This window comes from Rhizobium sp. HT1-10, assembly GCF_049472505.1.
Lineage (GTDB): Bacteria > Pseudomonadota > Alphaproteobacteria > Rhizobiales > Rhizobiaceae > Rhizobium.
Genome location: NZ_JBCEBQ010000003.1, coordinates 400,448 through 421,317, shown reverse-complemented (window position 1 = coordinate 421,317; position 20,870 = coordinate 400,448). Strand labels below are relative to the sequence as shown.

Sequence of the window (20,870 nt, the reverse complement as noted above, 5' to 3'; positions counted from 1 at the left end):
GCCTGCGCCGAAAGCTTTATACGCTCATTGTATACCAAGGCCATGAACGCCCCCGCTGTCGCTACTCCGCCGTAACACCCTGAAACGGGCGCACCTCCCGGCCATCCATGAAGGTGCCGAGGCGCTTGATTTCCCATTCGAGCTTGACGCCCGACTTCTCGAACACCTCGCGGCGCACCTGCTCGCCGAGATATTCAAGGTCATAGCCGGTCGCCTGGCCCATGTTGATCATGAAATTGCAATGCAGCGACGACATCTGCGCACCGCCGATGACCAGGCCACGGCAGCCCGCCTCGTCGATCACTTCCCAGGCCGAAAGCCCAGGAGGGTTCTTGAAGGTCGAACCGCCTGTCTTTTCACGAACCGGCTGCACCGTCTCGCGGTGACTGCGGACGGCGTCCATGTCGGCCCGGATTTTCGCCTTGTCCTCGGCATAGCCCTCGAACACCACGTCGGTAAAGATCAGGTCCTTCGGCGCCGAGGAATGCCGATAGGTATAGCCCATCTCGGCGTTGGTGAGCACATGCCTGTCGCCGTTGCGGTCGACCGCGTGCACCTCGACCAACCGGTCGCGGGTCTCGACACCATTGGCGCCGGCATTCATGCGCGCTGCGCCGCCGATCGATCCGGGTATGCCATAGAAAAAGTGAAAGCCACCAATGCCGTGGTCCATGGCCATCGCCGCGACATGCTTGTCGGGGCAGATGGCGCCAGCCTTGATCCTGTTCTCGCCGACCAGCTCCACGCCACCAAAACCCTTGGCGGAAAGCCGCAGCACCACGCCGGGTATGCCGCCGTCGCGCACCAGGATATTGGAGCCGACGCCCACGACCGTGAGCGGAACATCCCCCGGCAGGATCTTCAGGAAGGTGACCAGGTCGTCGGCATCATGCGGCTGGAACATCAGTTCCGCCAGGCCGCCGGCGCGAAACCAGGTGACGCGATCCATCGGCGCGTCGGGCGTCAGCCGTCCACGGATATCCTTGATGCCCTCGCCCAGAGACGCGAGGAGCTTTTCACCATTCACCTGTTTCATGCGGATTGACCCGAAATGCTTTCCAATTCCTGCGGCAATGCTGCTGCCCAGTAGGTTATGCTGCCAGCCCCTAACAAAACCACAAAATCGCCCGGCTTTGCAATCTCTGCGACCATTCCAGCGAGACGATCGGGCGATTGCAGGTAGCGGGCGTCGCGATGGCCGCCGGCCTTGATGCGCGACACAAGCGCTTCGGAATCGATCCCCTCGATCGGTTCCTCGCCGGCGGAATAGACGGGCGCCAGGAAGATGCTGTCGGCATCGTTGAAGCAGGCTGCGAATTCCTCGAAAAGGCTCGACAGGCGCGAGAATCGGTGCGGCTGGTGGACGGCAATGATGCGCCCGGAGCAGGATTCGCGCGCCGCCTTCAGCACGGCCTTGATCTCGACGGGATGATGACCGTAGTCGTCGAAGATCCGTACGCCATTCCATTCGCCCGTCAGCGTGAAGCGCCGCTTGACGCCGCCGAATGCAGCGAGGCCTTTGGCGATATCGGCACTGGAGATGCCCAAACGATTGGCGACCGCAATGGCCGCCGTCGCATTGGCAATGTTATGGCGACCGGGCATCGGCAGCACGAGGTCCTTGATCGAAATGACCTGGCCTGTCCGCCGACGACGGATTTCGATATCGAACAGCGAGCGGGTCCCGTCGATGCGGACATTCATGAACCGCACGTCGGCCTGCGGGTTTTCACCATAGGTGATCACCTTGCGATCCTCGATGCGACCGACCAGCGTCTGGACTTCCGGGTGATCGAGGCAAAGCACGCCGAAACCGTAAAAAGGCACATTTTCAACGAATTGCCGGAAGGCGTTGCGAACCGCGTCAAAGGTGCCGTAGTGATCGAGATGCTCGGGATCGATATTGGTGATGACGGCGACATCGGCCGGCAGTTTCAGGAAGGTGCCGTCCGATTCGTCGGCCTCGACGACCATCCATTCGCCCTCACCCATGCGGGCGTTGGTGCCGTAGGCATTGATGATGCCGCCGTTGATGACGGTCGGGTCGAGCCCGCCGGCTTCCAGCAGCGTTGCCACCATGGAGGTCGTTGTCGTCTTGCCATGCGTCCCGCCGATGGCGATGGCATTGCGGAAGCGCATCAGCTCGGCCAGCATTTCGGCGCGACGAACCACCGGCAGCAGCTTTTCGCGGGCGGCGATGAGTTCCGGGTTGCTCTTTTTGATGGCCGTCGACACGACCACCACCTCGGCCTCGCCGAGATTTTCCGCCTTGTGGCCGACGAAGACCTCGATGCCCTTGGCGCGCAACCGCTGGACATTGGCGCTCTCAGCCTGGTCCGAGCCCTGAACTTTGTGGCCGAGATTGTGCAGCACCTCGGCAATGCCGCTCATGCCGATGCCGCCGATACCGATGAAATGTACGAGGCCAATGGCCTTAGGCAGCTTCATGCGCCTGCCCCCTTGAATTCTGCAATTGAACGTTTGTCGGCAATAGCCTCTACCAGGTCGGCGAGCAAGTTTGCCGCATCGGGCTTACCCGTCAATTTCGCAGCAGCCGCCATCTTGGCGAGCTTCTCAGGCGAATTCAGCGAGCCGCGCAGGATTGCCGACAGTTTTTCGGCCGACAGTTCGGACTGGGCAATGACCTTGGCACCGCCATTGGCGGCAAGGGCTGCAGCGTTTGCCGCCTGGTCGTGATCGAGCGCGTAGGGATAGGGCACCAGGATGGCCGGACGGCCGATGACCGCGATCTCCGAGACAGTGGAAGCGCCGGAGCGGCAGATCACCAGATGCGCCGCGCCGATCCGATCGGCCATGTCATTGAAGAACGGCGCGATCTCGGCTCCCATCTGCAGGTGAACGACACAATTGTTGACGGTCGCCATGTCCTCGACCCGCACCTGCTGCGTGATCCGCAGCCGATTGCGCAAGGGCTCCTCCAGCAGGCTGACGGCCGTCGGGATCGCCTTGGAAAAGAACTGCGCGCCCTGACTGCCGCCGAACACGACGAGGTTGAACGGCTCGTCCGGACCGGAGGGAACATAGGGACGCTTCGCCGCCTCGAGGACCGCCGGTCGCACCGGATTGCCTGTCGTGACCGTCTTCTCGGGATAGGCGCCACCGTTTTCGGGAAGAAATCCGCCAGCAATCGCCTGCACGCGCCCGGCGAGCGCCTTGTTGGCGCGGCCCATGACGGCGTTCTGTTCGTGGATGACGGACGGGATGCCCATGCGTGTCGCGGCCAGCAGGGGCGGAATGGTCGGGTAGCCGCCAAAGCCGACAACGCAGGACGGGCGGATATTGCGGATCAGTTTGCGCGCGGCGCGCATCCCGCTCCAAAGCGTCAAGAGCGAGCGGGCGAGCTTGACGGGATTTTTGGAACCGATGGTCGCCGAGGGGACCACGTGGATCTCGTCTGCCGGAAAGGAGCCGGCATAGCGCTCGGCACGGCTATCGGTCACGAGATGGACTGAGTAGCCACGGTCGCGCAGCTTGTAGGCCAGCGCCTCGGCCGGAAAGAGATGGCCGCCGGTGCCGCCGGCGGCGAGAAAAATGATACCTTTGCTCATCGCATCACTCCGCCGGAATTCCGTGGGTCACACGGAACAGGCTGCGTTCCTGCATGCGCTTTTCCGGCCGATGACGGGTCAGCGCCAGGATGAAGCCGGCCGTGACGCAAATGGCGATCATCGACGAGCCACCGTAGGAGATCAGCGGCAGCGTCATGCCCTTGGCCGGCAGCAGCTGCAGGTTCACGCCGACATTGATGATCGACTGGATACCGATCTGCAGCACCAGGCCGGCAACCGCGAACCGGTTGAAGTCGTTCTTTTCGCGATAAGCATGCGACAGGCCGCGCAGCACCAGAACCGCGAAGATAAAGACCAGGGCCATGCAGAAGATGATGCCGAATTCCTCGGCCGCAACCGAGAAGATGAAGTCGGTATGGGCGTCGGGAATGATGCGCTTGACGATGCCCTCGCCGGGACCGACGCCGAACCAATCGCCGCGCACGATCGCCTCGCGCGCCGTGTCGACCTGGAAGGTATCGCCCTCGCCGGTCAGGAACTTGTCGATACGCAACGCCACGTGCGGGAAGACATAGTAGGCGCTGAAAAGACCGCCCACGCCCATGCCACCGAGCACGAAGATCCACAGCCAGGGCATGCCGGCCATGAAGAACATGCCGGCCCAGACGGCGGACGTCAGGATGGTTTGGCCAAGGTCAGGCTGGGCAACCAATAGCGAGGCGACGATGCCGAACAGGATGATGGCAAACAGGTTGCCCGGAATTTCCGGCTGGCGGGCATGCTCGGCGAACAGCCAGGCGCAGACGACGACGAAGGCCGGCTTCATGAATTCGGACGGCTGGATCGACAGGCTGGCCAGATTGACCCAGCGGCGCGATCCCTTGACCTCGACGCCGAAGAACAGCGCAAACAGCATCATCGCCAATGACACGACGAGGATGATGACAGCCGTCCGGCGCACCTGGCGCGGCGTCAGGAACGAGATACCGATCATCACGGCGATCGCCGGGATCAGGAAGGCGGCATGGCGCTTGACGAAGTGGAAGGGCTCGAGCCCGATGCGCGTCGCCACCGCCGGCGATGCGGCAAAGGACAGCATGAAGCCGATGCCCAGCAGCAGGATGAAAATTCCGAGGAAAAAACGATCGATGGTCCAGAACCAATCGGCCAGGGCCCCACGGTCTACGCGGCTTACCATCTCATGCGCCTCCTGTTGGCGAACCGATCAGCATGGTGATCCCTTCCAGCGCCGACACATGTCCGACGAAGGAATCCCCTCTGACCTCGAAGTTCTTGTATTGATCGAAACTTGCGCAAGCCGGTGATAGCATGACGGCAGCCGTTTCGCCCGGATCCAGCGCCGCGTCGGCAGCCGCATGCAGGACGGCACGGTCGAGCGTGCCGGAAATTTCGTAAGGGACGGCCTCGCCGAGCGTCGCCGCAAAGGCCGGTGCCGCTTCGCCGATGAGATAGGCCTTGGCGATGCGGGAAAACAGCGGCGCGAGCGAGGTGATGCCTCCCTCCTTCGGCAGACCACCGGCAATCCAGTAGATCCGGTCGTAGCTCGACAAGGCGGGCGCCGCCGCATCGGCATTGGTCGCCTTGGAATCGTTGACGAAGACCACCTTGCCGCGACGTGCGACCGGCTGCATGCGATGCTTGAGCCCCGGGAAGGATGTAAGACCGGCCTGGATGTCCGCGACCGAAACCCCGACAGCGAGGCAGGCGGCGATGGCCGCGGCTGCGTTCTGGGCGTTGTGGCCGCCGCGCAGCGTCTGGATGCCGTCGAGCTCGGCGACATCGGACGTCGCTGCCGTCGAGGCCTGGACGATGCGGCTGCCCTCGGCATAGAGACCGTCCGCCAGCACCTGGCGCCGCGAGATGCGCACGACCTTGCTTCCGGCCCGCTCGATGCGGTCGGCAATGAGGGTCGAGTGACTGTCGTCGACGCCGACGATGGCCGTACCGCTGCCGGCAACCAGCCGCTCCTTGATGTCGGCGTAATGCTGCATCGTTCCGTGCCGGTCGAGGTGATCGGGGGTCAAATTGAGCAGGATTCCGGCCGTCGGGTTCAGCGTCGGTGCCAGATCGATCTGGTAGGAGGAGCACTCAACGACGTAGTAGCGCTCTGCCCGCGGCGGATCGAGCGTCAGGATGGCGGTGCCGATATTGCCGCCCATCTGGGTGTCGCGGCCGCTGGACTTCAGGATATGGGCGATCAGCGCCGTCGTCGTCGACTTGCCGTTGGTGCCCGTTATGGCGATGAACGGGCAATCCGGCGAGTGGGCACGACGCTCGCGCACAAACAGTTCGACATCGCCGATGATCTCGACACCTGCGGATCGGGCGAGGTCAACCGTCCAATGCGGTTTAGGATGGGTCAGCGGCACGCCCGGCGAGAGGATGAAGCTCGAGAGCCCCGCCCAGTCGATGGTTCTGAGGTCGGCCGTTGGAACGCCGGCGCTGGCTGCCTTGGCAACGCTGTCTGGATTGTCGTCCCAGGCGGTGACGATGGCGCCACCCGCCACCAGCGCAAGGGCGGTCGCAAGGCCAGAGCCCCCGAGCCCGAACAGCGCAACTTTTTTCCCCTTGAGCGTGGTGACCGGGATCATCTCTGTTTACCGCAGCTTCAGGGTTGAGAGGCCGACCATGGCGAGCACGACGGCGATGATCCAGAAGCGGATCACGACCTGACTTTCCGTCCAGCCCTTTTTCTCGAAATGGTGATGGATCGGCGCCATCAGGAAGACGCGGCGGCCAGTCATCTTGAAGAAGCCCACCTGGATGATGACGGACAGGGTTTCCATCACGAACAGCCCGCCGATGATGGCCATGACGATCTCATGCTTGGTGGCGACGGCAACCGTGCCGATCATGCCGCCCAGCGCCAGCGATCCGGTGTCGCCCATGAAGATGGCGGCCGGCGGCGCGTTGAACCACAGGAAGCCGAGCCCTGCCCCAATCATCGCCCCGAGCACGACCGACAATTCGCCGGTGCCCGGCACGAAGTTGATCTGCAGGTAGTTGGCAAACACGGCATTGCCGGCGAGATAGGCGATGACGCCGAACGACGCGGCCGCGATCATCACAGGCACGATGGCAAGGCCGTCGAGCCCGTCCGTCAGGTTGACCGAGTTACCGGCCGCGACGATGACGAAACCGCCGAACAGCACGAAGAAGATGCCGAGATTGATCATGAAGTCCTTGAAGAAAGGAAAGGCGATCGACGAGCCGAAGGTCGAGCCGGCCGGTCCGGAGGCAATCGCCGAACGCATCATGAAGTAGACGGCAATGCAGGCAATGACGAATTCGATGAACAGGCGCTTGCGGCCCGAAAAGCCCTTGTCGCTCTGCTTGGTCACCTTCAGATAATCGTCATAGAATCCGATGGCGCCGAAACCGAGCGTGACCAGCAGAACGGCCACGACATAGACGCTGGAAAGATCGGCCCAAAGCAGGCAGGAGCCGACGACGCCGGCAATGATCATCAGCCCGCCCATGGTCGGCGTGCCGGCCTTCTTGAAATGCGTCTGCGGCCCGTCGGCACGGATCGGCTGTCCCTTGCCCTGACGCAGGCGCAGCGAAGCAATGATTCTCGGCCCGAACAGGAAGACGATCAGGGCCGAGGTAAACAAGGCGCCGCCGGTGCGAAACGTGATGTATCTGAACAAATTGAAGAATTTTATATGTTCAGAGATGTCGACGAGCCAGATCAGCATCAGGGGACCTTTCTAGGGTCAAAATTCGTTTAGGTTTGCGGCTTCGTGTCGGCAAATGCAGGAAATTTGTCAAGCAAAGCCGCGACAATCTTGCCGAAGCCGGTCCCCAGCGACGACTTCACCATCAGCGTGTCGCCCGAGGTGACAGCCTTGAGGACGAAGTCCACGAGGGCCGCCGTCGTCTCGCGATATTCGACATGGACGGTGTCGGGAAGCGCCTCTTTCAGCGCCAGCATTTCCGGCCCCGCCAGCCAGACATACTCGATGCCGGCGGCCAGAAGCGGCACTGCGAGATCGGCGTGCACCTTGCGCGCATGATCGCCCATTTCAAGCATGTCGCCGAGCACGGCGATGCGCCGACCGCCGCTTTCGCCTGCACCGGCAGCCAGGAGCGCAATCGCCGCCCGCATGGAGGCTGGGTTGGCATTGTAGCTTTCATCGATCAGCGTGAAGCTGCCGTTGTCGATCGAGAGCTTGTAGCGCTTGCCGCGGCCCTTCTCGGGCTGCAGGGTTGCAAGAGCTTCGATCGCCCTGTCGAGATCCGCACCAACCAAGGTCACCGCGCCGAGCACCGCCAGCGCATTTTCGGCGATGTGGCGACCGGGAGCGCCGATGGCGATTTCGAAGGTCTCGTTGCCGAGCGTCAGCCAGAGCGCCGAGCGCTCCTGCGAGCCGTTGAACTCGGCCATGCGGAAGTCGGCCTTGGCGTGCTGGCCGAAGCTGTAGATGCGACCGATGCCGAGCGCCTGCGCCTGGCGTTCCAGGAAGGAGAACTGATCGCTGTCGCGGTTAAGGATGACATCGCCGTCGGGCTCAAGCCCCTCGAAGATTTCCGCCTTGGCCGCCGCGATTTCCTTGATGTTCTTGAAATTGCCGAGATGGGCGGCAGCGACGGTGGTGATGATCGCCACATGGGGCCTCACCATCTTCACAAGCGGACGGATCTCATCGGGATGGTTCATGCCGACTTCGAAGACGCCAAAGTCGCTGTCGAGCGGCATCCGCGCCAGCGTCAGCGGCACGCCCCAGTGATTGTTGTAGGAGGCGACGGACGCATGCACCTTGCCGGATGGCGACAGCACATGCCGCAGCATTTCCTTGGTCGTCGTCTTGCCGACCGAGCCGGTGACCGCGACGATCTTCGCCCGCGAGCGATTGCGCCCGGCAATCCCGAGCGTCGTCAGTGCGGCCAGCACATCCTCGACGACGATCATCGGCACCGTCAGGCGGCCGAGCGCCGGCAGCCGCGCTTCGCTGACGACCAGCAACGACGCACCATTGGCCATCGCCATGCTGGCAAAGTCATGGCCGTCGACGCGGTCACCCTTGATGGCAAAGAACGCCTCGCCCGCGCCGATAGAGCGGCTGTCGATCGAAATTCCAGTGATCCCCGCAGGCAGCGAGCCGATCGGCCGGCCATGCATGATGTTGATCAGGTCTTCGCTTGTCCAGAGCCAGCTCAAGATGTCATCTCCTCCAATGCCCGGCGCACTTCGGCATGATCCGAGAACGGCAAGGTGACACCGGCGACCGTCTGGCCCTCCTCATGTCCCTTGCCGGCTACGATCAGCGTATCGCCGGCCTGCAGCATGCCGACAGCGGCCCGTATCGCCTCGGCACGATCTGCGATCTCGGTGGCGCAGGTGGCGGCTGCCATGATCTCAGCGCGGATGGTGGCCGGTTGCTCGGAGCGCGGATTGTCGTCGGTCACGATAACCACGTCGGCCAAGCGGCAGGCGATCTCGCCCATGATCGGCCTCTTGCCCCGGTCACGGTCGCCGCCGCAGCCAAAGACCACGATGACACGCCCGGTCGTGAATGGCCGTACTGCCGCAAGCACATTTTCCAGCGCATCCGGCTTATGGGCGTAATCGACATAGGCGAGCGCGCCGCTACGTGTCTGGCCGATCAGCTCGAGCCTGCCGGATGCCCCCTGCAGCTTTTCAAGGGCCGCCATGGCGACCGAGGCTGGAACGCCGGTCGAGATCGCAAGGCCTGCGGCAACCAGCGCATTGGCGATCTGGAAGTCGCCGGCGAGCGGAATATGCACTTCGAAGATGTCGGTGCCGACATGCACTTCGGCGACCTGTTTGTGGCGCGAATGTTCGACCCGCTTCAGCGTCAGAAAATCGCCCTTGCGCCCGACCGTGCGAATGTCGTGGCCAGCCTTACGGGCCGCGGCAATCGCCTGATCCGACCAGGCGTCGTCGGCGAAGATGACGGCCGGCGATCCGGGCGGCAGCAAGGCTTCGAACAAACGCATCTTGGCGGCCATGTAGGCTTCGACGGTCGGATGGTAATCCATGTGATCGCGGCCGAGATTGGTAAAGCCGGCCGCCTTGAGGCGCACGCCGTCCAGGCGGAACTGGTCGAGCCCGTGGCTCGATGCTTCCATTGCCGCATGGGTCACGCCCTCGTCGGCGAGTTCGGCCAGGAGCTTGTGCAACGAAACCGGATCGGGCGTGGTCAGCGAACCATAATCATTGCGACTGGGCGAGATGACGCCCGTCGTGCCGATCATCGCCGCAAGCTGGCCGGCATGGGCCCAGATCTGGCGCGTGAAGGAAGCAACGGACGTCTTGCCGGCCGTACCCGTCACCGCCACCATGGTCTCCGGCTGCCGCCCGTAGAAACGCGCGGCGGCCAAGGCCAGAAGGCGGCGTGGCTCGGACACGGCGAGAACGGGAACAGGACCCGCATCGGCGACGTGCTGGGCGAAAATGACCGATGCACCGCGCGCAGCCGCGTCAGCCACGAAACCGGCGCCGTCGGCCTTGGTGCCGGCAACCGCCACGAAGGCCATCCCCGGCTCGATCTTGCGGCTGTCGGCGGACAAACCCGTTATCTCGAGGTCGCCCAGACCGCCGTCGATCGGTCCGCTCAATTCGGAAAATTCTGTCCCGATGAGATCACGCAATTTCATAGCGTCTACTTCTTTTGTTCAAGGCCTGCCCGCCCCACGCGAATCGACCGCGATATCCATTCAATCTCAATAAGACACCAGCAAGGCGGAGCCACCCTCACCGAATTTCGGTTGTACACCGAGAATTGCCGCCGAACGGGCGATGATGTCACGTGCGATCGGTGCTGCCGTAAAGGCGGAAATCGTGCCGCCATGTTCCCCGGTCTGCGGCTCGTCGCAGAAACTCATGACAACATAGCGTGGATTGTCGATCGGAAAAGCCGCGAGGAAGGTATTGAAGTTGGCGGTGTGTGAATAGCGGCCATTGACGACCTTGTCGGCCGTGCCGGTTTTGCTGCCGACATCATAGCCTGGGACGCGTGCCGTACGACCGGAGCCCTTCGAGCCGTTGAAGTCGAGCAGGAAGCGGACGTCGTCGCTGGTGCTCTTCTTGATGACGGTGGTCGACGCCAGAGCCGCCTGCTCGATCGTCCGTGGCAGGAAGGTCGGCTCGATCAGCTTGCCGCCATTGACCAGCGCCGCGCCGGCAACCGCCGTCTGCAGCGGCGTCGTCGAGACGCCGTGACCGAAGGAGATCGTAATGGAATTGATCTTCTTCCAGACCTTTGGCTGGCTGGGCGACTTCACCTCAGGCAATTCGGTCGGCATCTTGGTGAGCAGGCCGAGGCGGGTGAGGAACTCCTTGTGCGCGTCGATGCCGACAAGGTCGGCGATCTTCGCCGTGCCGATGTTGGACGAATACTGGAAGATCTCAGGCACGGTCAGGACGCGGCCCTGGCCGTGGAAGTCGTGGATGACGAAGCCGCCGATGCGGATCGGGGCGCTGGCGTCGAAAGCATCGCGCAGCGTCACCTTTCCGGAATCCAGCGCCATCGCCATGGTGAAGGTCTTGAAGGTCGAGCCCATCTCGAAGGTGCCGTTCGACATGCGGTTCAGCCAGCCTTCAGCGGCGCTCGCATTCGGATCGTTCGGATCGAAATCCGGCGCCGACGCCATGGCAATGACTTCGCCGGTCTCGACATCGAGCACGATCGCACCGCCACCCTTGGCCTTGAAGTTGACAACGGCATTGGCCACCACGTCGCGCGCAATCGCCTGGACGCGGACGTCGATCGAGAGCTTGACGGGCTCGAGCGGCCCGCTGCTGGTCATGCCGAGTGCAGTCAGATCGGCGAGCCCCTGGTCGTCGATATACTTTTCCATGCCCATCACGCCGCGGTTGTCGATGTTGACATAGCCGAGGATGTGCGAGGCGGTGGCGCCGCCGGGATAGAAGCGGCGCTTTTCGGGACGAAAGCCGATGCCGGGAATGCCGAGCGCCAGGATCTGGCTCTGCTGCTTCGGTGTCAGCTGACGCTTCAGCCAGGCGAAATGCGAGGTAGACGTCGAGAGCTTCTTGTAGGTACCCTTGAGGTCGAGGTCCGGAAGGACGGTCGAGAGCTTCTCGACGGCATCGTCGACGTCAACGATCTTGTTGGGTTCGGCAAACAACGAAACGGTGCGGATGTCGGTTGCGAGCAATGCGCCGTTGCGGTCGACGATATCGGGGCGAGATGCCATCAGTCGATCAGGCGGCAGGATGCTCGACACGGTATCCGGATGGGCGGCACCATATTCCACCAACCGCGCAGCGATGACGCAGTAGACGACGCCAAAGCTGGCGATCAGAAGAACGACGCGGCTCTTGGCCTGCCCCGCCTTGCGCTTGCGCGATCCTTCGATGACCGAGCTCGCATAGGTGTCGGTCGGACGATCATTGGCGCCGGTGGAGAAATGGGCCCTGCTCTTCAAGACCATGATGCGGGAGAGAAAGGACATCAGCGCTTCACCGATCCCGTTTTGATATCATCGATACCGGATTTGCTGTGCTTGGACGGCACCAGTTTGGCGACCGGCTTCGGCGCCGGCTTGGCGGCGACATCGGCAATGACCTTGCGGATATCGGCATCGGTGTCGGTGCCCTTGGCGCCGGGCTTGGTGCTCGGCTTGCCGTCGACGATATCGGGTGGCGTCGGCAGCTGGCTGCGCAGCATCGGCAGCTCGTTCGGCTGCACGAGCGAGGTCGACAGCGTCGGGGCCAGCTTCAGTTCGGTATTGTAGTTGGCAACCAGCCGCTCCAGCCGGTTCGGCTGGACGACCAGCGCCCAGTCGGCCTTCAACAGCTCGATCGTATCCCTCTCAAGCTTGATCTCTGCCTCGAGGTGATGCACCTCCTCCAGCTTCATCTCCGCCCGATGCTTGATGGTGTAGGTGACGGCCGCTGCCGTCGTCATGACGCCGATGAGGATGACATCGAATGTTTTCAGCATCTCAACCTCCAAGCTTTGCGAGAGTGGCGAGACTGGGGAGCTCGAAAATCGACATGTCAGCCGGTTCCGCCGCCGCCATCGTCCGCACGGCAGCCCTAAGCTTTGCCGAGCGTGCCCGCGGATTGAGTTCAGCCTCGGCTTCGCCCGCAGATACCACCGACTTGCCGATAGCATCGAACGTCGCTGCCCGCTCGTGCACGACGGGCATGTGGCGCGAACCGGTGGATTTGCCGGACCGGTCTGTGAGGAATTTCTTGACGATCCGGTCTTCCAGCGAATGGAAGGTGACGACGACGAGCCGTCCGCCGGGCTTCAACGCCCGCTCGGCTGCAAACAGCGCTTCCGCCAGCTCGCCCAGCTCGTCGTTGACGAAGATGCGCAGCGACTGGAAGACGCGGGTGGCGGGATGGATCTTGTCCTTGGCCTTGCGCGGCGTCACCAGCTCGATAAGGCCTGCAAGATCGCGGGTGGTCTCGAACGGCTTTTCAGCACGACGCTTCTCGATGGCGTGGGCGATGCGTGGCGCCTGCTTTTCCTCGCCGAGGAAGACGAAGATACGGATGAGATCGGCGAGCTTGGCATTGTTGATGACATCGGCCGCCGATACGCCGCTGGCCGACATGCGCATGTCGAGCGGACCGTTCTTCTGGAAGGAGAAACCGCGTTCGGCTTCGTCTATCTGCATCGAGGATACGCCGATATCGAGAACGATGCCGTCGAGCCCGCCTTCCGGCGCATGCTCGGCGAGCTTCGAAAATTGTGAGTGGACGAGCGTCAGATGACCTGCATGCGCATCGACCAGCGACTGACCCGCGGCGATCGCCGTCGGGTCGCGGTCGAGCGCGATGACGTCGGCCCCAGCAGCAAGGAGTGCAGACGTATAACCACCTGCCCCGAAGGTGCCGTCGAGAATGACCTTGCCGGGCTCGGGCACGAGGGCCTTGACGACCTCGGCCAGAAGAACCGGAATGTGACGAACCGGCCCACCGTCGGCTTCTGCTGAATCTCCGCCTGGATTCGTCACCATTCCGTTCCCTCGTTTTGTCAGGAACGCATGCCCGCCAGCTTGCGCTCCTCCCGTGCGGTCGCCTGCAGGGCCAGGAAGGCCCGAGGTTCCCAAAGCTGAAAATAGTCCGCCCGACCCACGAAGGTCACCTCGTCGGTGATTCCGGTGAAATCGCGGATGAAATCCGTGACCATCAACCGCCCCTCGGCATCGAGCTTCATGAAGACCCCGCCCCCGTGAATGAGGAGCGACATCTGATTCGCTTGCGACGAAAACGGATCTTCCGCCGCGATCTGCTGCTCGAATCGGTCGAGCAAATCCAGGCCGCCAATGCTGATCGCCGGGAACACAAAATCCTGGAAGCAATACAACTCCGGGATATTGCGCTCCGACAGCACGGATCGAAACGCCGAAGGCACGGAAACCCGCCCCTTGGCATCGATCCTGTTCGTCGCATTCGACAGGAAGCGTTTCATGACGCGAAACACCCGTTTCCATTGGTCGCACGGCAATCATTTGCCGGCCCGCACTACCCTCATCGGACAAAGCTATGCCGGCCGGAAAGGCGGAAACCCTCCCGGTCTCCTCGACAAGAGGACGACCAATGCTTTGCGATGAATGGGCTCCGAATTGCCCTTGTGCAGTGCGATTTTGGGATACCATGGGACCATATGGGCGTCAATGGGATGCGACCTGCCGGGGTGGGTCGCAATGCCCGATATTCATAGCCCGTTAAGCTTAACGAAAGGTTAGGAAAGACGGCCGCAGGCGCTCCGGCCTGGTCGCCCGGCCTTGATAAATCGGCAGTTTTGAAGCTCGATTAGCGGCTTGAAATAAACGGCGCGGCGGCCTGCGCGAGGCGCGGAAAAAAAATTACCAGTTGGCCTGTAAGCCGGGTTCTGTAAGGCCCCGACCGAAGCCGGAACGTGGCAGCCATTCATCTGGGACGACACTTGCATGCCGCCTCGTGCAACCCACCCGGATGACCGGCCCGGAAACAGGCTGGCGCGCTCGCGCGCACCGCGTCATCCCTATTCGGTTTTGCTCCCGGTGGGGTTTACCATGCCGTCGCTGTCACCAGAGACGCGGTGGGCTCTTACCCCACCCTTTCACCCTTACCCGGTCGGAACCGGGCGGTTTACTTTCTGTGGCACTTTCCCTGAGGTCGCCCTCGCCGGACGTTATCCGGCACCGTGTTTCCGTGGAGCCCGGACTTTCCTCACCCCACCATCTTTCGACATTGTGAAGCGCGGCTGCCCGGCCAACTGGTAGGCGCTCATTAGCCGAGCCCGACCGCAATTGCCACCGGAAATCAGGGGCAAGGTCGCAATTCGTCCTAGCGGAGGAAATGTGCTGCAAAATCCGTCGTATAGGCGTCGTCGTTTATTCGCCCGTCAAGCAGCAGCTCGGCACCCAAGCGGCCGATTTCGTCGGAACTCTTGGCAGAAGTACCGCTGCAACCGGTCATGACGGCAATGTTCGGCGATGCCGTATAATCGATCATCGGATAGTTCGATGGCGAATAGGAGGTGACGCAGGCGGCCGATGAAACGGAGAGCGGACGCAGATCGGGTATCAGTCGGTGAATGATCCGCGTCAGATGCTCGCGGACCGAGGCCCTGCCGTCGGTGCGGAACCAGGCGCGCATCTCCGCGTCGCCGCGGATATCGTAATCGTCGGGGTCGCCGCCGATCTTGATGTAGTACTTGCCATCGGGATAGCGGATCGGCGGCAGCAGGTAGATGCTCTCGACGTCTCCGGGGCTTTTGTAGATCAGCGACGGCATGGCCCCGAAAGACATCGCGTCGGCCTCGCTGATTTCGAAAAAGACGACCGTCCGGCCCCGAACCTTCATGTCAACCGGCGTAGCTAACAGACTCTGGGTTATAGAAAATCCTCCCGCCGCCAGCAGCGCCTTCTCCGCCCGGTAGACGTTGCCATCGGACGTCTTCACGACGGCCAGCCCATCCTCCTCGCGGATGGAGATCACCGTCTCCTTGAGCACCTTGGCCCCGACCTTTTCGGCAAGCAGCGACTGCGCCCGCACGAGCCTGCGCGGACTGATGTGGCCGGCCCCCTGTGGCTCGTGGATGCCCTCACTGCCGGCGGGAAAGGCGAAAAACGGAAACCGCGCCCTGAGACCATCGTCGTCGAGCAAAGTCGTCTTGACCCGCAGCGTTTCGGCGGCGGCCGCGACATCGGCGATATAAGGCTCTTCTCCGCCGCGCTTCGGCCCGACCACCAGGCAACCGACCTGCGAGTAGAAGGCAATGCCGCTCTCCCGCTCCAGTTCGCGGTAGCGGGCGATCGAGCGATTGGCGAACCGCGCCCAGTTTGGATCGGGATCGATGGTGCGGGTGATGCGCCCCTCGTCGTAATGGCTGGCAAACACGCCTTCATGCGTCTTGCGCTGTTCGGGCTCGTCCGGACCGATCACCGCCACGCCGTTGGTCTGGCGGGCGAGATGGCGGGCTGCCGCCGCGCCCATCATGCCACGGCCGATGACGATGAACTTGAAATCCGCTGTCATGTAAGATCTCCATCGGGAATGGGGATCGATAGCATGACAATCGGCAGCCTTTCCAGACAAGTTACGCGCGCAAACAATTCTCTCTCAAGCGGTTGCCCCTAGTCGAGCATCGCCAGCACCTTGCCGCAGTAGCGCTTCGAGATCGGGTTCATGCGCTTGGCGCCATGGCCGGCATTGTATTTCAGGATGGTGTTGCAGGTCGATCCGTCGCCCAAGGATTGGGCCAGCGCCAGGTACTTCATGCCGATGCGGATGTTGGTGTCGGGATCGGCCAGCCCCTTGATCGAGCCGGAATAACCCATCATCCGCGCCGTTGCCGGCTTGACCTGCATCAGCCCGACTTCGCCATGGCTGCCCCGCATACGCGGATTGAAGTTGCTTTCGATCTTGATGACCGCCGTTGCCAGGGCGACGTCGACGCCGTTCTGCTTGGCGTATTTGGTGATGATCTGCGAATAGCGATTGTCGCTGGCATCAGGGGCATCCGCGTCGCTGGTGCTGGCAGTGGCGTCCGCCTTGGCGTAGCCGACGCTGCGGCTGACTGTCTTGATCGACCGGGTCTCGACCTTGACCCGGTGCTGGCCGGCAAATGCGCAATCGTACCCCGTCAGCAACACGCTTGCGCATGTCGCCGTTACAACAATCAGATTTTTCATTCAGTCTCTCGTCTCCGGATGGGATCGCGGCGGTGGCGCATGGCAAAGCGCTGCCGTCGTGACGGCCATCTCGTGGCCGATCACCCGCTGGGATCCCCGTTTTCGTCTACGGCCGCTGTTCCAAGACGGAACGGTTCAAAGCCGCGTTTCAATGGGGCCCTTAGACCATCGCAATGCGCAGATATTAGGGAAATGCTGTGGCAGAGCCTTGCGTCGCAGCGGTTTCGCATCGCAAGGGACGATCTCCGGGGTCGCGCCCCGACATCTGGAGGGAACCGCCCTCAGGCGAAATGCGGCAAGGCGCGCAGCAGGCGATGGAGCGTATCGATGGTCGAGAAGTCGGCGATGCCGTCGACCCGCTCCTGGCGGAAATGGCGCTGGAAAGCCTCGACGTCGCCAGCCATGGCGGCGGAAAAATCGCCATTGATTTCCGTACTGTAACCGTAAAGCGAGAGCATCGACTGCAGCGCTTCAACCGGCTGGCCGCTGTCGCCCATCTGGAAGAAGCGACCGCCCGAAATCGGTGTCGGTTCCACCCAGTGGCCGACCCCCTCGGCGTGGAGCCGCGCCCAGGGAAAACGCTCGCCCGGATCAACCTTGCGGATAGGCGCGACATCCGAGTGTCCGAGCACTCTTTCCGACGCAATCGACCACCGGTTGCCGCAATCGAGACACAAAGCGATCACCGCATCGATCTGCGCGGCGGGGAAATGTGGCAGGCCGCCGGGATGCCCGGCATTGGCAATCTCGATGCCGATGGACTGGGAGTTGATATCCTCCTGCTTGCGCCAGGACCCCTTGCCGGCATGCCAGGCACGCCGGGCCTCGGGCACCAGCTGCAGCACCCTGCCGTCCTCATGGACGAAGTAATGGCTCGAGACCTGACTCTCCGCCCGACACAGCCAATCAAGCGCGCCGTCCGGGCTCCCCATGCCGGTGTAGTGAAGAATGATCATGTCAGGCTGGCGTCCACCGGCCCTCTCGCCATGGTTCGGCGAGGGCTGCACGACGGCGCCGCTGTAATCGGCCGCAAACGACGTCATGCGGCGCGACGTTCCTTCTCGATCGCCTCATAGGCCGCATTCAACGCCGCCATGCGTTCGTTGGCGATCACATGGAACTCCTCTGGCACGCCGCGCGATACCAGGCGGTCGGGGTGATGCTCGTAGACAAGGCCATGATAGCGTTTGCGAATCGTCGGAAAATCGTCCGATGGCTTGACGCCGAGCACCTTGTAGGGGTCGCGTCCATTGCCGGAGACGTGCCGCGCCATGATCTGCTCGAAGCGCTCTTCGCTCATCTGGAAGATCTCGGCCACATGCGCGAGGAAGGAGATCTCCTTCTCGTGGATCAAGCCGTCGGCCTTGGCGATATGGAACAGGCCGTCGAGCACGTCCTCGAGGACAGGGCAATTCTCGCTGCAACTGATGCAGAGCGAGGCCAGTTTCTCCGCATAGGCCTCGTAGCCGGCGACATCCTGGCGGGCGAGATTGTAGAGACGCGCGACGTTCTTCGCCTGGTCATCCGGAAATTCAAAGATTTCCCGGAACGCATTGACTTCCTTTTCGGTGACGACGCCATCGGCCTTCGCCATCTTCGCCGAAAGTGCAATGATGGCGACCGAGAAGGCCACCTTTCGGCGCGTTTCGGGGTCGCCCTCGAACAACGTTCGGATGGCTTCAACCACGCCTGACAGGGCATTGCCGGCGGTGCCGACGGCATTCAGCAGCTTTTCCCAGAAAGACATGACAATCCCGATTGGCTTCAAGAAGACCAAACACGTTGATCAAAGAACTGTTGCGAAAGCAAGCTGACCATTGGCCGCAGCGTTGAAAACACCTTTCACAAATCGGTAATGATGGAGTGATCGCGTACAACCATCGCTTTCGGTGCTCGCCGCATCAGGGAAATGAATTGGACAGGATCGCAACCGCCTGCGAGCCCCTTCCGACGCTTTCACGTCTGGAGTCTCCATGTCCCTTGCCGACCGTCCGCAGTTATTCGGCCTTGCCCTCGGCTTGGTCGGCGTCCTGATCTTCAGCGCCACTTTGCCGATGACCCATATCGCACTCAATGGCTTCTCGCCCGCCTTCATCACCTTCGGTCGGGCGCTTGTCGCCTCGGTCGCAGCCATTATGACGCTGCTAATCCTCCGCCGCCCCCTGCCGCGCGGCCACTTCGCCCAGCTGTTTGCCGCCGGCCTCTGCGTCGTCTTCGCCTTCCCGGGATTCTCGTCGATCGCCATGCAGACCATTCCGGCCAGCCACGGCGCGGTCGTCCTCGGCCTTCTGCCGCTGCTGACCGCGATCTTTGCCGCCATCGTCGATGGCGAACGGCCCGGGATCCTCTTCTGGATATGCGGTATCATCGGAGCGGCGCTCGTGATCGGCTTCTCGGTGCGGCAGAACGGCTTCACGCTGGAGGCTGGCGACCTCTGGCTGTTTGCCGCGGCCGTCATCGTCGCCCTTGGCTATGTCCTGCTCGGACGCCTGTCGCGCAGCCTTTCGGGATGGGAAGCCATCTGCTGGGCTCTGGTCGTGACCCTGCCGATATCGCTGATCGGAACGGCGCTAACGATCTCGAGCGGCATCCAAGCGCCGACGCCAGCAGCGCTCGGTGCCTTCGCCTATCTCGGGCTGATGTCGATGTTCGGCGGCTTCATCTTCTGGAATGCCGGCCTCGCGATCGGCGGAATCGGCCGCGTGGCCCAGGTGCAGCTGATGCAGACATTCTTCACGCTCGGCATCTCGGCGATGCTGCTCGGCGAGCACATCGGTCTCGAGACCATTGCCTTCGCGTTGCTCGTCGCCTTCGTCGTCTGGCTCGGCCGCAAAGCGCGCCATTCTTAAATTCTTTACTTTACACCCCTGCCGACCTGTCGCATCCATTCGGGCATACCGAGTTGACGCACTGACCTTGCAAGGAGGCATCCATGGCCAAACAGAAAGTCGCAATGCTCACCGCCGGCGGGCTCGCGCCCTGCCTGTCGTCTGCCGTCGGCGGGCTGATCGAGCGCTACACCGACATTGCGCCTGATATCGAGATGATCGCCTATCGCTCCGGCTACCAGGGCGTACTGATGGCCGACCGGATCGAGATCACCCCGGCCATGCGCGAAAAGGCCCACCTGCTGCACCGCTACGGCGGCTCGCCGATCGGCAACAGCCGCGTCAAACTCACCAACGCAGCCGATCTCGTCAAGCGCGGCATGGTCAAGGAGGGTGAGAACCCGCTGCGGGTCGCCGCCGAACGGCTGGCCTCCGACGGCGTCACCATTCTCCACACCATCGGCGGCGACGACACCAATACCACGGCAGCCGATCTCGCCGCCTATCTCGGCGCCAACGGCTATAACCTGACAGTCGTCGGCCTGCCGAAGACGGTGGACAACGACGTCGTGCCGATCCGCCAGTCGCTCGGTGCCTGGACGGCGGCAGAGGTAGGCGCGAACTTCTTCGACAATGTCAGCAACGAGCAGACGGCCGCCCCGCGCTCGCTCGTCATCCACGAAGTGATGGGCCGCAGCTGCGGCTGGCTGACGGCAGCAACCGCGCGTGCCTATATCCAGAAGAGCAGCGCCAACGAATATGTCGACGGCATGATGACAAACGCCGCGATGAAAGGCATCGACGGCCTCTATCTCCCGGAAATGGCCTTCGACGTGCAGTCGGAAGCCGCACGTCTGAAGGAGCTGATGGACAAGAACGGCCATGTGACGCTGTTCGTCTCGGAAGGCGCCTGCGTCGACGCCATCATCGCCGAGCGGGAAGCCGCCGGCGAAAACATCAAGCGCGATGCCTTCGGCCATGTGAAGCTCGACAGCATCAATGTCGGCAACTGGTTCCAGAAGCAGTTCGCAGCCCTTCTCGGCGCCGAGCGCTCGATGGTGCAGAAATCCGGCTACTATGCCCGCTCGGCAGCTGCCAATATCGACGACCTTCGGCTGATCCAGGGCATGGTCGATATGGCCGTCGAGAGCGCACTCAACAAGGTCTCCGGCGTCACCGGCCATGACGAGGGCCAGGGCGGCAAGCTGCGCACCATCGAGTTCCCGCGCATCAAGGGCGGCAAGAAGTTCGACATGTCGGCAAAGTGGTTTGGCGAAGTCATGGAGCATATCGGCCAGCAATACCGCGAGGGATGATTGACGGCGGTCGAAGACAGTGTCTTCGCTGGCGGCGAATGGGATGAGGATGA

The 20,870-nt window shown here is 62.5% G+C and carries 18 protein-coding genes and 1 other RNA gene; 2 read left to right on the top strand and 17 right to left on the bottom strand.

From position 1 onward, the window contains the following. Positions 1-61: 61 nt before the first annotated feature. The 17 genes from murB to VH564_RS10540 form a co-directional block, all read right to left on the bottom strand. Positions 62-1,036: a UDP-N-acetylmuramate dehydrogenase gene (murB, locus tag VH564_RS10620; protein ID WP_423339788.1), complete on the bottom strand. Its 975-nt coding sequence runs from the start codon at positions 1,034-1,036 to the stop codon at positions 62-64. Continuing rightward, positions 1,033-2,448 carry a UDP-N-acetylmuramate--L-alanine ligase gene (gene murC, locus VH564_RS10615; protein WP_423339787.1) on the bottom strand — a complete coding sequence of 472 codons (1,416 nt, stop codon included), beginning with the start codon at positions 2,446-2,448 and terminating at the stop codon, positions 1,033-1,035. Before murC ends, murB begins: the two co-directional genes overlap by 4 nt. Further along, on the bottom strand, positions 2,445-3,569 hold the full coding sequence (gene murG, locus VH564_RS10610; protein ID WP_423339786.1) for an undecaprenyldiphospho-muramoylpentapeptide beta-N-acetylglucosaminyltransferase: 1,125 nt from the start codon (positions 3,567-3,569) through the stop codon (positions 2,445-2,447). The genes murC and murG overlap by 4 nt, the downstream gene beginning before the upstream one ends. A 4-nt stretch (positions 3,570-3,573) precedes the next feature. Beyond that, positions 3,574-4,728, bottom strand: a complete 1,155-nt coding sequence (gene ftsW, locus VH564_RS10605; RefSeq protein ID WP_423339785.1) for a putative lipid II flippase FtsW — start codon at positions 4,726-4,728, stop codon at positions 3,574-3,576. A gap of 1 nt (position 4,729) precedes the next feature. Beyond that, complete coding sequence (gene murD, locus VH564_RS10600; RefSeq protein WP_423339784.1) at positions 4,730-6,142, bottom strand: UDP-N-acetylmuramoyl-L-alanine--D-glutamate ligase; 1,413 nt, start codon at positions 6,140-6,142, stop codon at positions 4,730-4,732. A 6-nt stretch (positions 6,143-6,148) separates the two neighbouring features. Further along, on the bottom strand, positions 6,149-7,249 hold the full coding sequence (mraY, locus tag VH564_RS10595; RefSeq protein ID WP_423339783.1) for a phospho-N-acetylmuramoyl-pentapeptide-transferase: 1,101 nt from the start codon (positions 7,247-7,249) through the stop codon (positions 6,149-6,151). 29 nt (positions 7,250-7,278) lie between these two features. After that, positions 7,279-8,712, bottom strand: coding sequence for a UDP-N-acetylmuramoylalanyl-D-glutamyl-2,6-diaminopimelate--D-alanyl-D-alanine ligase (locus VH564_RS10590; protein WP_423339782.1), 1,434 nt, complete (start codon positions 8,710-8,712; stop codon positions 7,279-7,281). Then, positions 8,709-10,172, bottom strand: coding sequence for a UDP-N-acetylmuramoyl-L-alanyl-D-glutamate--2,6-diaminopimelate ligase (locus VH564_RS10585; RefSeq protein WP_423339781.1), 1,464 nt, complete (start codon positions 10,170-10,172; stop codon positions 8,709-8,711). The genes VH564_RS10590 and VH564_RS10585 overlap by 4 nt, the downstream gene beginning before the upstream one ends. A gap of 66 nt (positions 10,173-10,238) precedes the next feature. Continuing rightward, entirely contained in the window at positions 10,239-11,990 is a 1,752-nt protein-coding gene (locus VH564_RS10580; protein WP_423339780.1) for a peptidoglycan D,D-transpeptidase FtsI family protein, read from the bottom strand. After that, positions 11,990-12,481 carry a cell division protein FtsL gene (gene ftsL, locus VH564_RS10575; protein ID WP_423339779.1) on the bottom strand — a complete coding sequence of 164 codons (492 nt, stop codon included), beginning with the start codon at positions 12,479-12,481 and terminating at the stop codon, positions 11,990-11,992. The genes VH564_RS10580 and ftsL overlap by 1 nt, the downstream gene beginning before the upstream one ends. Before the next feature lies 1 nt (position 12,482). Further along, complete coding sequence (rsmH, locus tag VH564_RS10570; protein WP_423339778.1) at positions 12,483-13,508, bottom strand: 16S rRNA (cytosine(1402)-N(4))-methyltransferase RsmH; 1,026 nt, start codon at positions 13,506-13,508, stop codon at positions 12,483-12,485. A 17-nt stretch (positions 13,509-13,525) separates the two neighbouring features. Beyond that, positions 13,526-13,963 (bottom strand): division/cell wall cluster transcriptional repressor MraZ, encoded by a 438-nt coding sequence (mraZ, locus tag VH564_RS10565; RefSeq protein WP_423339777.1) that lies wholly within the window; start codon positions 13,961-13,963, stop codon positions 13,526-13,528. A 396-nt stretch (positions 13,964-14,359) separates the two neighbouring features. Then, positions 14,360-14,756: RNase P RNA component class A (rnpB, locus tag VH564_RS10560), an RNA gene on the bottom strand. A 67-nt stretch (positions 14,757-14,823) separates the two neighbouring features. Further along, on the bottom strand, positions 14,824-16,017 hold the full coding sequence (locus VH564_RS10555) for an NAD(P)/FAD-dependent oxidoreductase (RefSeq protein WP_423339776.1): 1,194 nt from the start codon (positions 16,015-16,017) through the stop codon (positions 14,824-14,826). Between the two features lie 98 nt (positions 16,018-16,115). Then, the gene (locus tag VH564_RS10550; RefSeq protein ID WP_423339775.1) at positions 16,116-16,673 is read right to left on the bottom strand and encodes a lytic transglycosylase domain-containing protein; all 558 of its coding nucleotides are present in this window, start codon (positions 16,671-16,673) and stop codon (positions 16,116-16,118) included. A 281-nt stretch (positions 16,674-16,954) separates the two neighbouring features. Next, positions 16,955-17,716: an N-acetylmuramoyl-L-alanine amidase gene (locus VH564_RS10545; protein WP_423339774.1), complete on the bottom strand. Its 762-nt coding sequence runs from the start codon at positions 17,714-17,716 to the stop codon at positions 16,955-16,957. Further along, a complete protein-coding gene (locus VH564_RS10540) occupies positions 17,713-18,420 on the bottom strand; it encodes a TerB family tellurite resistance protein (protein ID WP_423339773.1) in 708 nt (235 codons plus the stop codon). The genes VH564_RS10545 and VH564_RS10540 overlap by 4 nt, the downstream gene beginning before the upstream one ends. Positions 18,421-18,646: 226 nt before the next feature. Here VH564_RS10540 and VH564_RS10535 point away from each other — a divergent pair, with 226 nt between their 5' ends. Together VH564_RS10535 and VH564_RS10530 are read left to right on the top strand one after the other, a co-directional pair. Then, positions 18,647-19,522 carry a DMT family transporter gene (locus tag VH564_RS10535; RefSeq protein ID WP_423339772.1) on the top strand — a complete coding sequence of 292 codons (876 nt, stop codon included), beginning with the start codon at positions 18,647-18,649 and terminating at the stop codon, positions 19,520-19,522. An 83-nt stretch (positions 19,523-19,605) separates the two neighbouring features. Further along, complete coding sequence (locus VH564_RS10530) at positions 19,606-20,817, top strand: pyrophosphate--fructose-6-phosphate 1-phosphotransferase (protein WP_423339771.1); 1,212 nt, start codon at positions 19,606-19,608, stop codon at positions 20,815-20,817. The last annotated feature ends 53 nt before the right edge of the window (positions 20,818-20,870 follow it).

What these genes read in the sequence shown, in the direction of transcription:
- murB (WP_423339788.1), bottom strand. Translation starts at nt 1,036, where the DNA reads ATGAAACAGGTGAATGGTGAAAAGCTCCTCGCGTCTCTGGGCGAGGGC.
- murC (WP_423339787.1), bottom strand. Translation starts at nt 2,448, where the DNA reads ATGAAGCTGCCTAAGGCCATTGGCCTCGTACATTTCATCGGTATCGGC.
- murG (WP_423339786.1), bottom strand. Translation starts at nt 3,569, where the DNA reads ATGAGCAAAGGTATCATTTTTCTCGCCGCCGGCGGCACCGGCGGCCAT.
- ftsW (WP_423339785.1), bottom strand. Translation starts at nt 4,728, where the DNA reads ATGGTAAGCCGCGTAGACCGTGGGGCCCTGGCCGATTGGTTCTGGACC.
- murD (WP_423339784.1), bottom strand. Translation starts at nt 6,142, where the DNA reads ATGATCCCGGTCACCACGCTCAAGGGGAAAAAAGTTGCGCTGTTCGGG.
- mraY (WP_423339783.1), bottom strand. Translation starts at nt 7,249, where the DNA reads ATGCTGATCTGGCTCGTCGACATCTCTGAACATATAAAATTCTTCAAT.
- VH564_RS10585 (WP_423339781.1), bottom strand. Translation starts at nt 10,172, where the DNA reads ATGAAATTGCGTGATCTCATCGGGACAGAATTTTCCGAATTGAGCGGA.
- VH564_RS10580 (WP_423339780.1), bottom strand. Translation starts at nt 11,990, where the DNA reads ATGTCCTTTCTCTCCCGCATCATGGTCTTGAAGAGCAGGGCCCATTTC.
- ftsL (WP_423339779.1), bottom strand. Translation starts at nt 12,481, where the DNA reads ATGCTGAAAACATTCGATGTCATCCTCATCGGCGTCATGACGACGGCA.
- rsmH (WP_423339778.1), bottom strand. Translation starts at nt 13,508, where the DNA reads ATGGTGACGAATCCAGGCGGAGATTCAGCAGAAGCCGACGGTGGGCCG.
- mraZ (WP_423339777.1), bottom strand. Translation starts at nt 13,963, where the DNA reads ATGAAACGCTTCCTGTCGAATGCGACGAACAGGATCGATGCCAAGGGG.
- VH564_RS10555 (WP_423339776.1), bottom strand. Translation starts at nt 16,017, where the DNA reads ATGACAGCGGATTTCAAGTTCATCGTCATCGGCCGTGGCATGATGGGC.
- VH564_RS10550 (WP_423339775.1), bottom strand. Translation starts at nt 16,673, where the DNA reads ATGAAAAATCTGATTGTTGTAACGGCGACATGCGCAAGCGTGTTGCTG.
- VH564_RS10545 (WP_423339774.1), bottom strand. Translation starts at nt 17,716, where the DNA reads ATGACGTCGTTTGCGGCCGATTACAGCGGCGCCGTCGTGCAGCCCTCG.
- VH564_RS10540 (WP_423339773.1), bottom strand. Translation starts at nt 18,420, where the DNA reads ATGTCTTTCTGGGAAAAGCTGCTGAATGCCGTCGGCACCGCCGGCAAT.
- VH564_RS10535 (WP_423339772.1), top strand. Translation starts at nt 18,647, where the DNA reads ATGTCCCTTGCCGACCGTCCGCAGTTATTCGGCCTTGCCCTCGGCTTG.
- VH564_RS10530 (WP_423339771.1), top strand. Translation starts at nt 19,606, where the DNA reads ATGGCCAAACAGAAAGTCGCAATGCTCACCGCCGGCGGGCTCGCGCCC.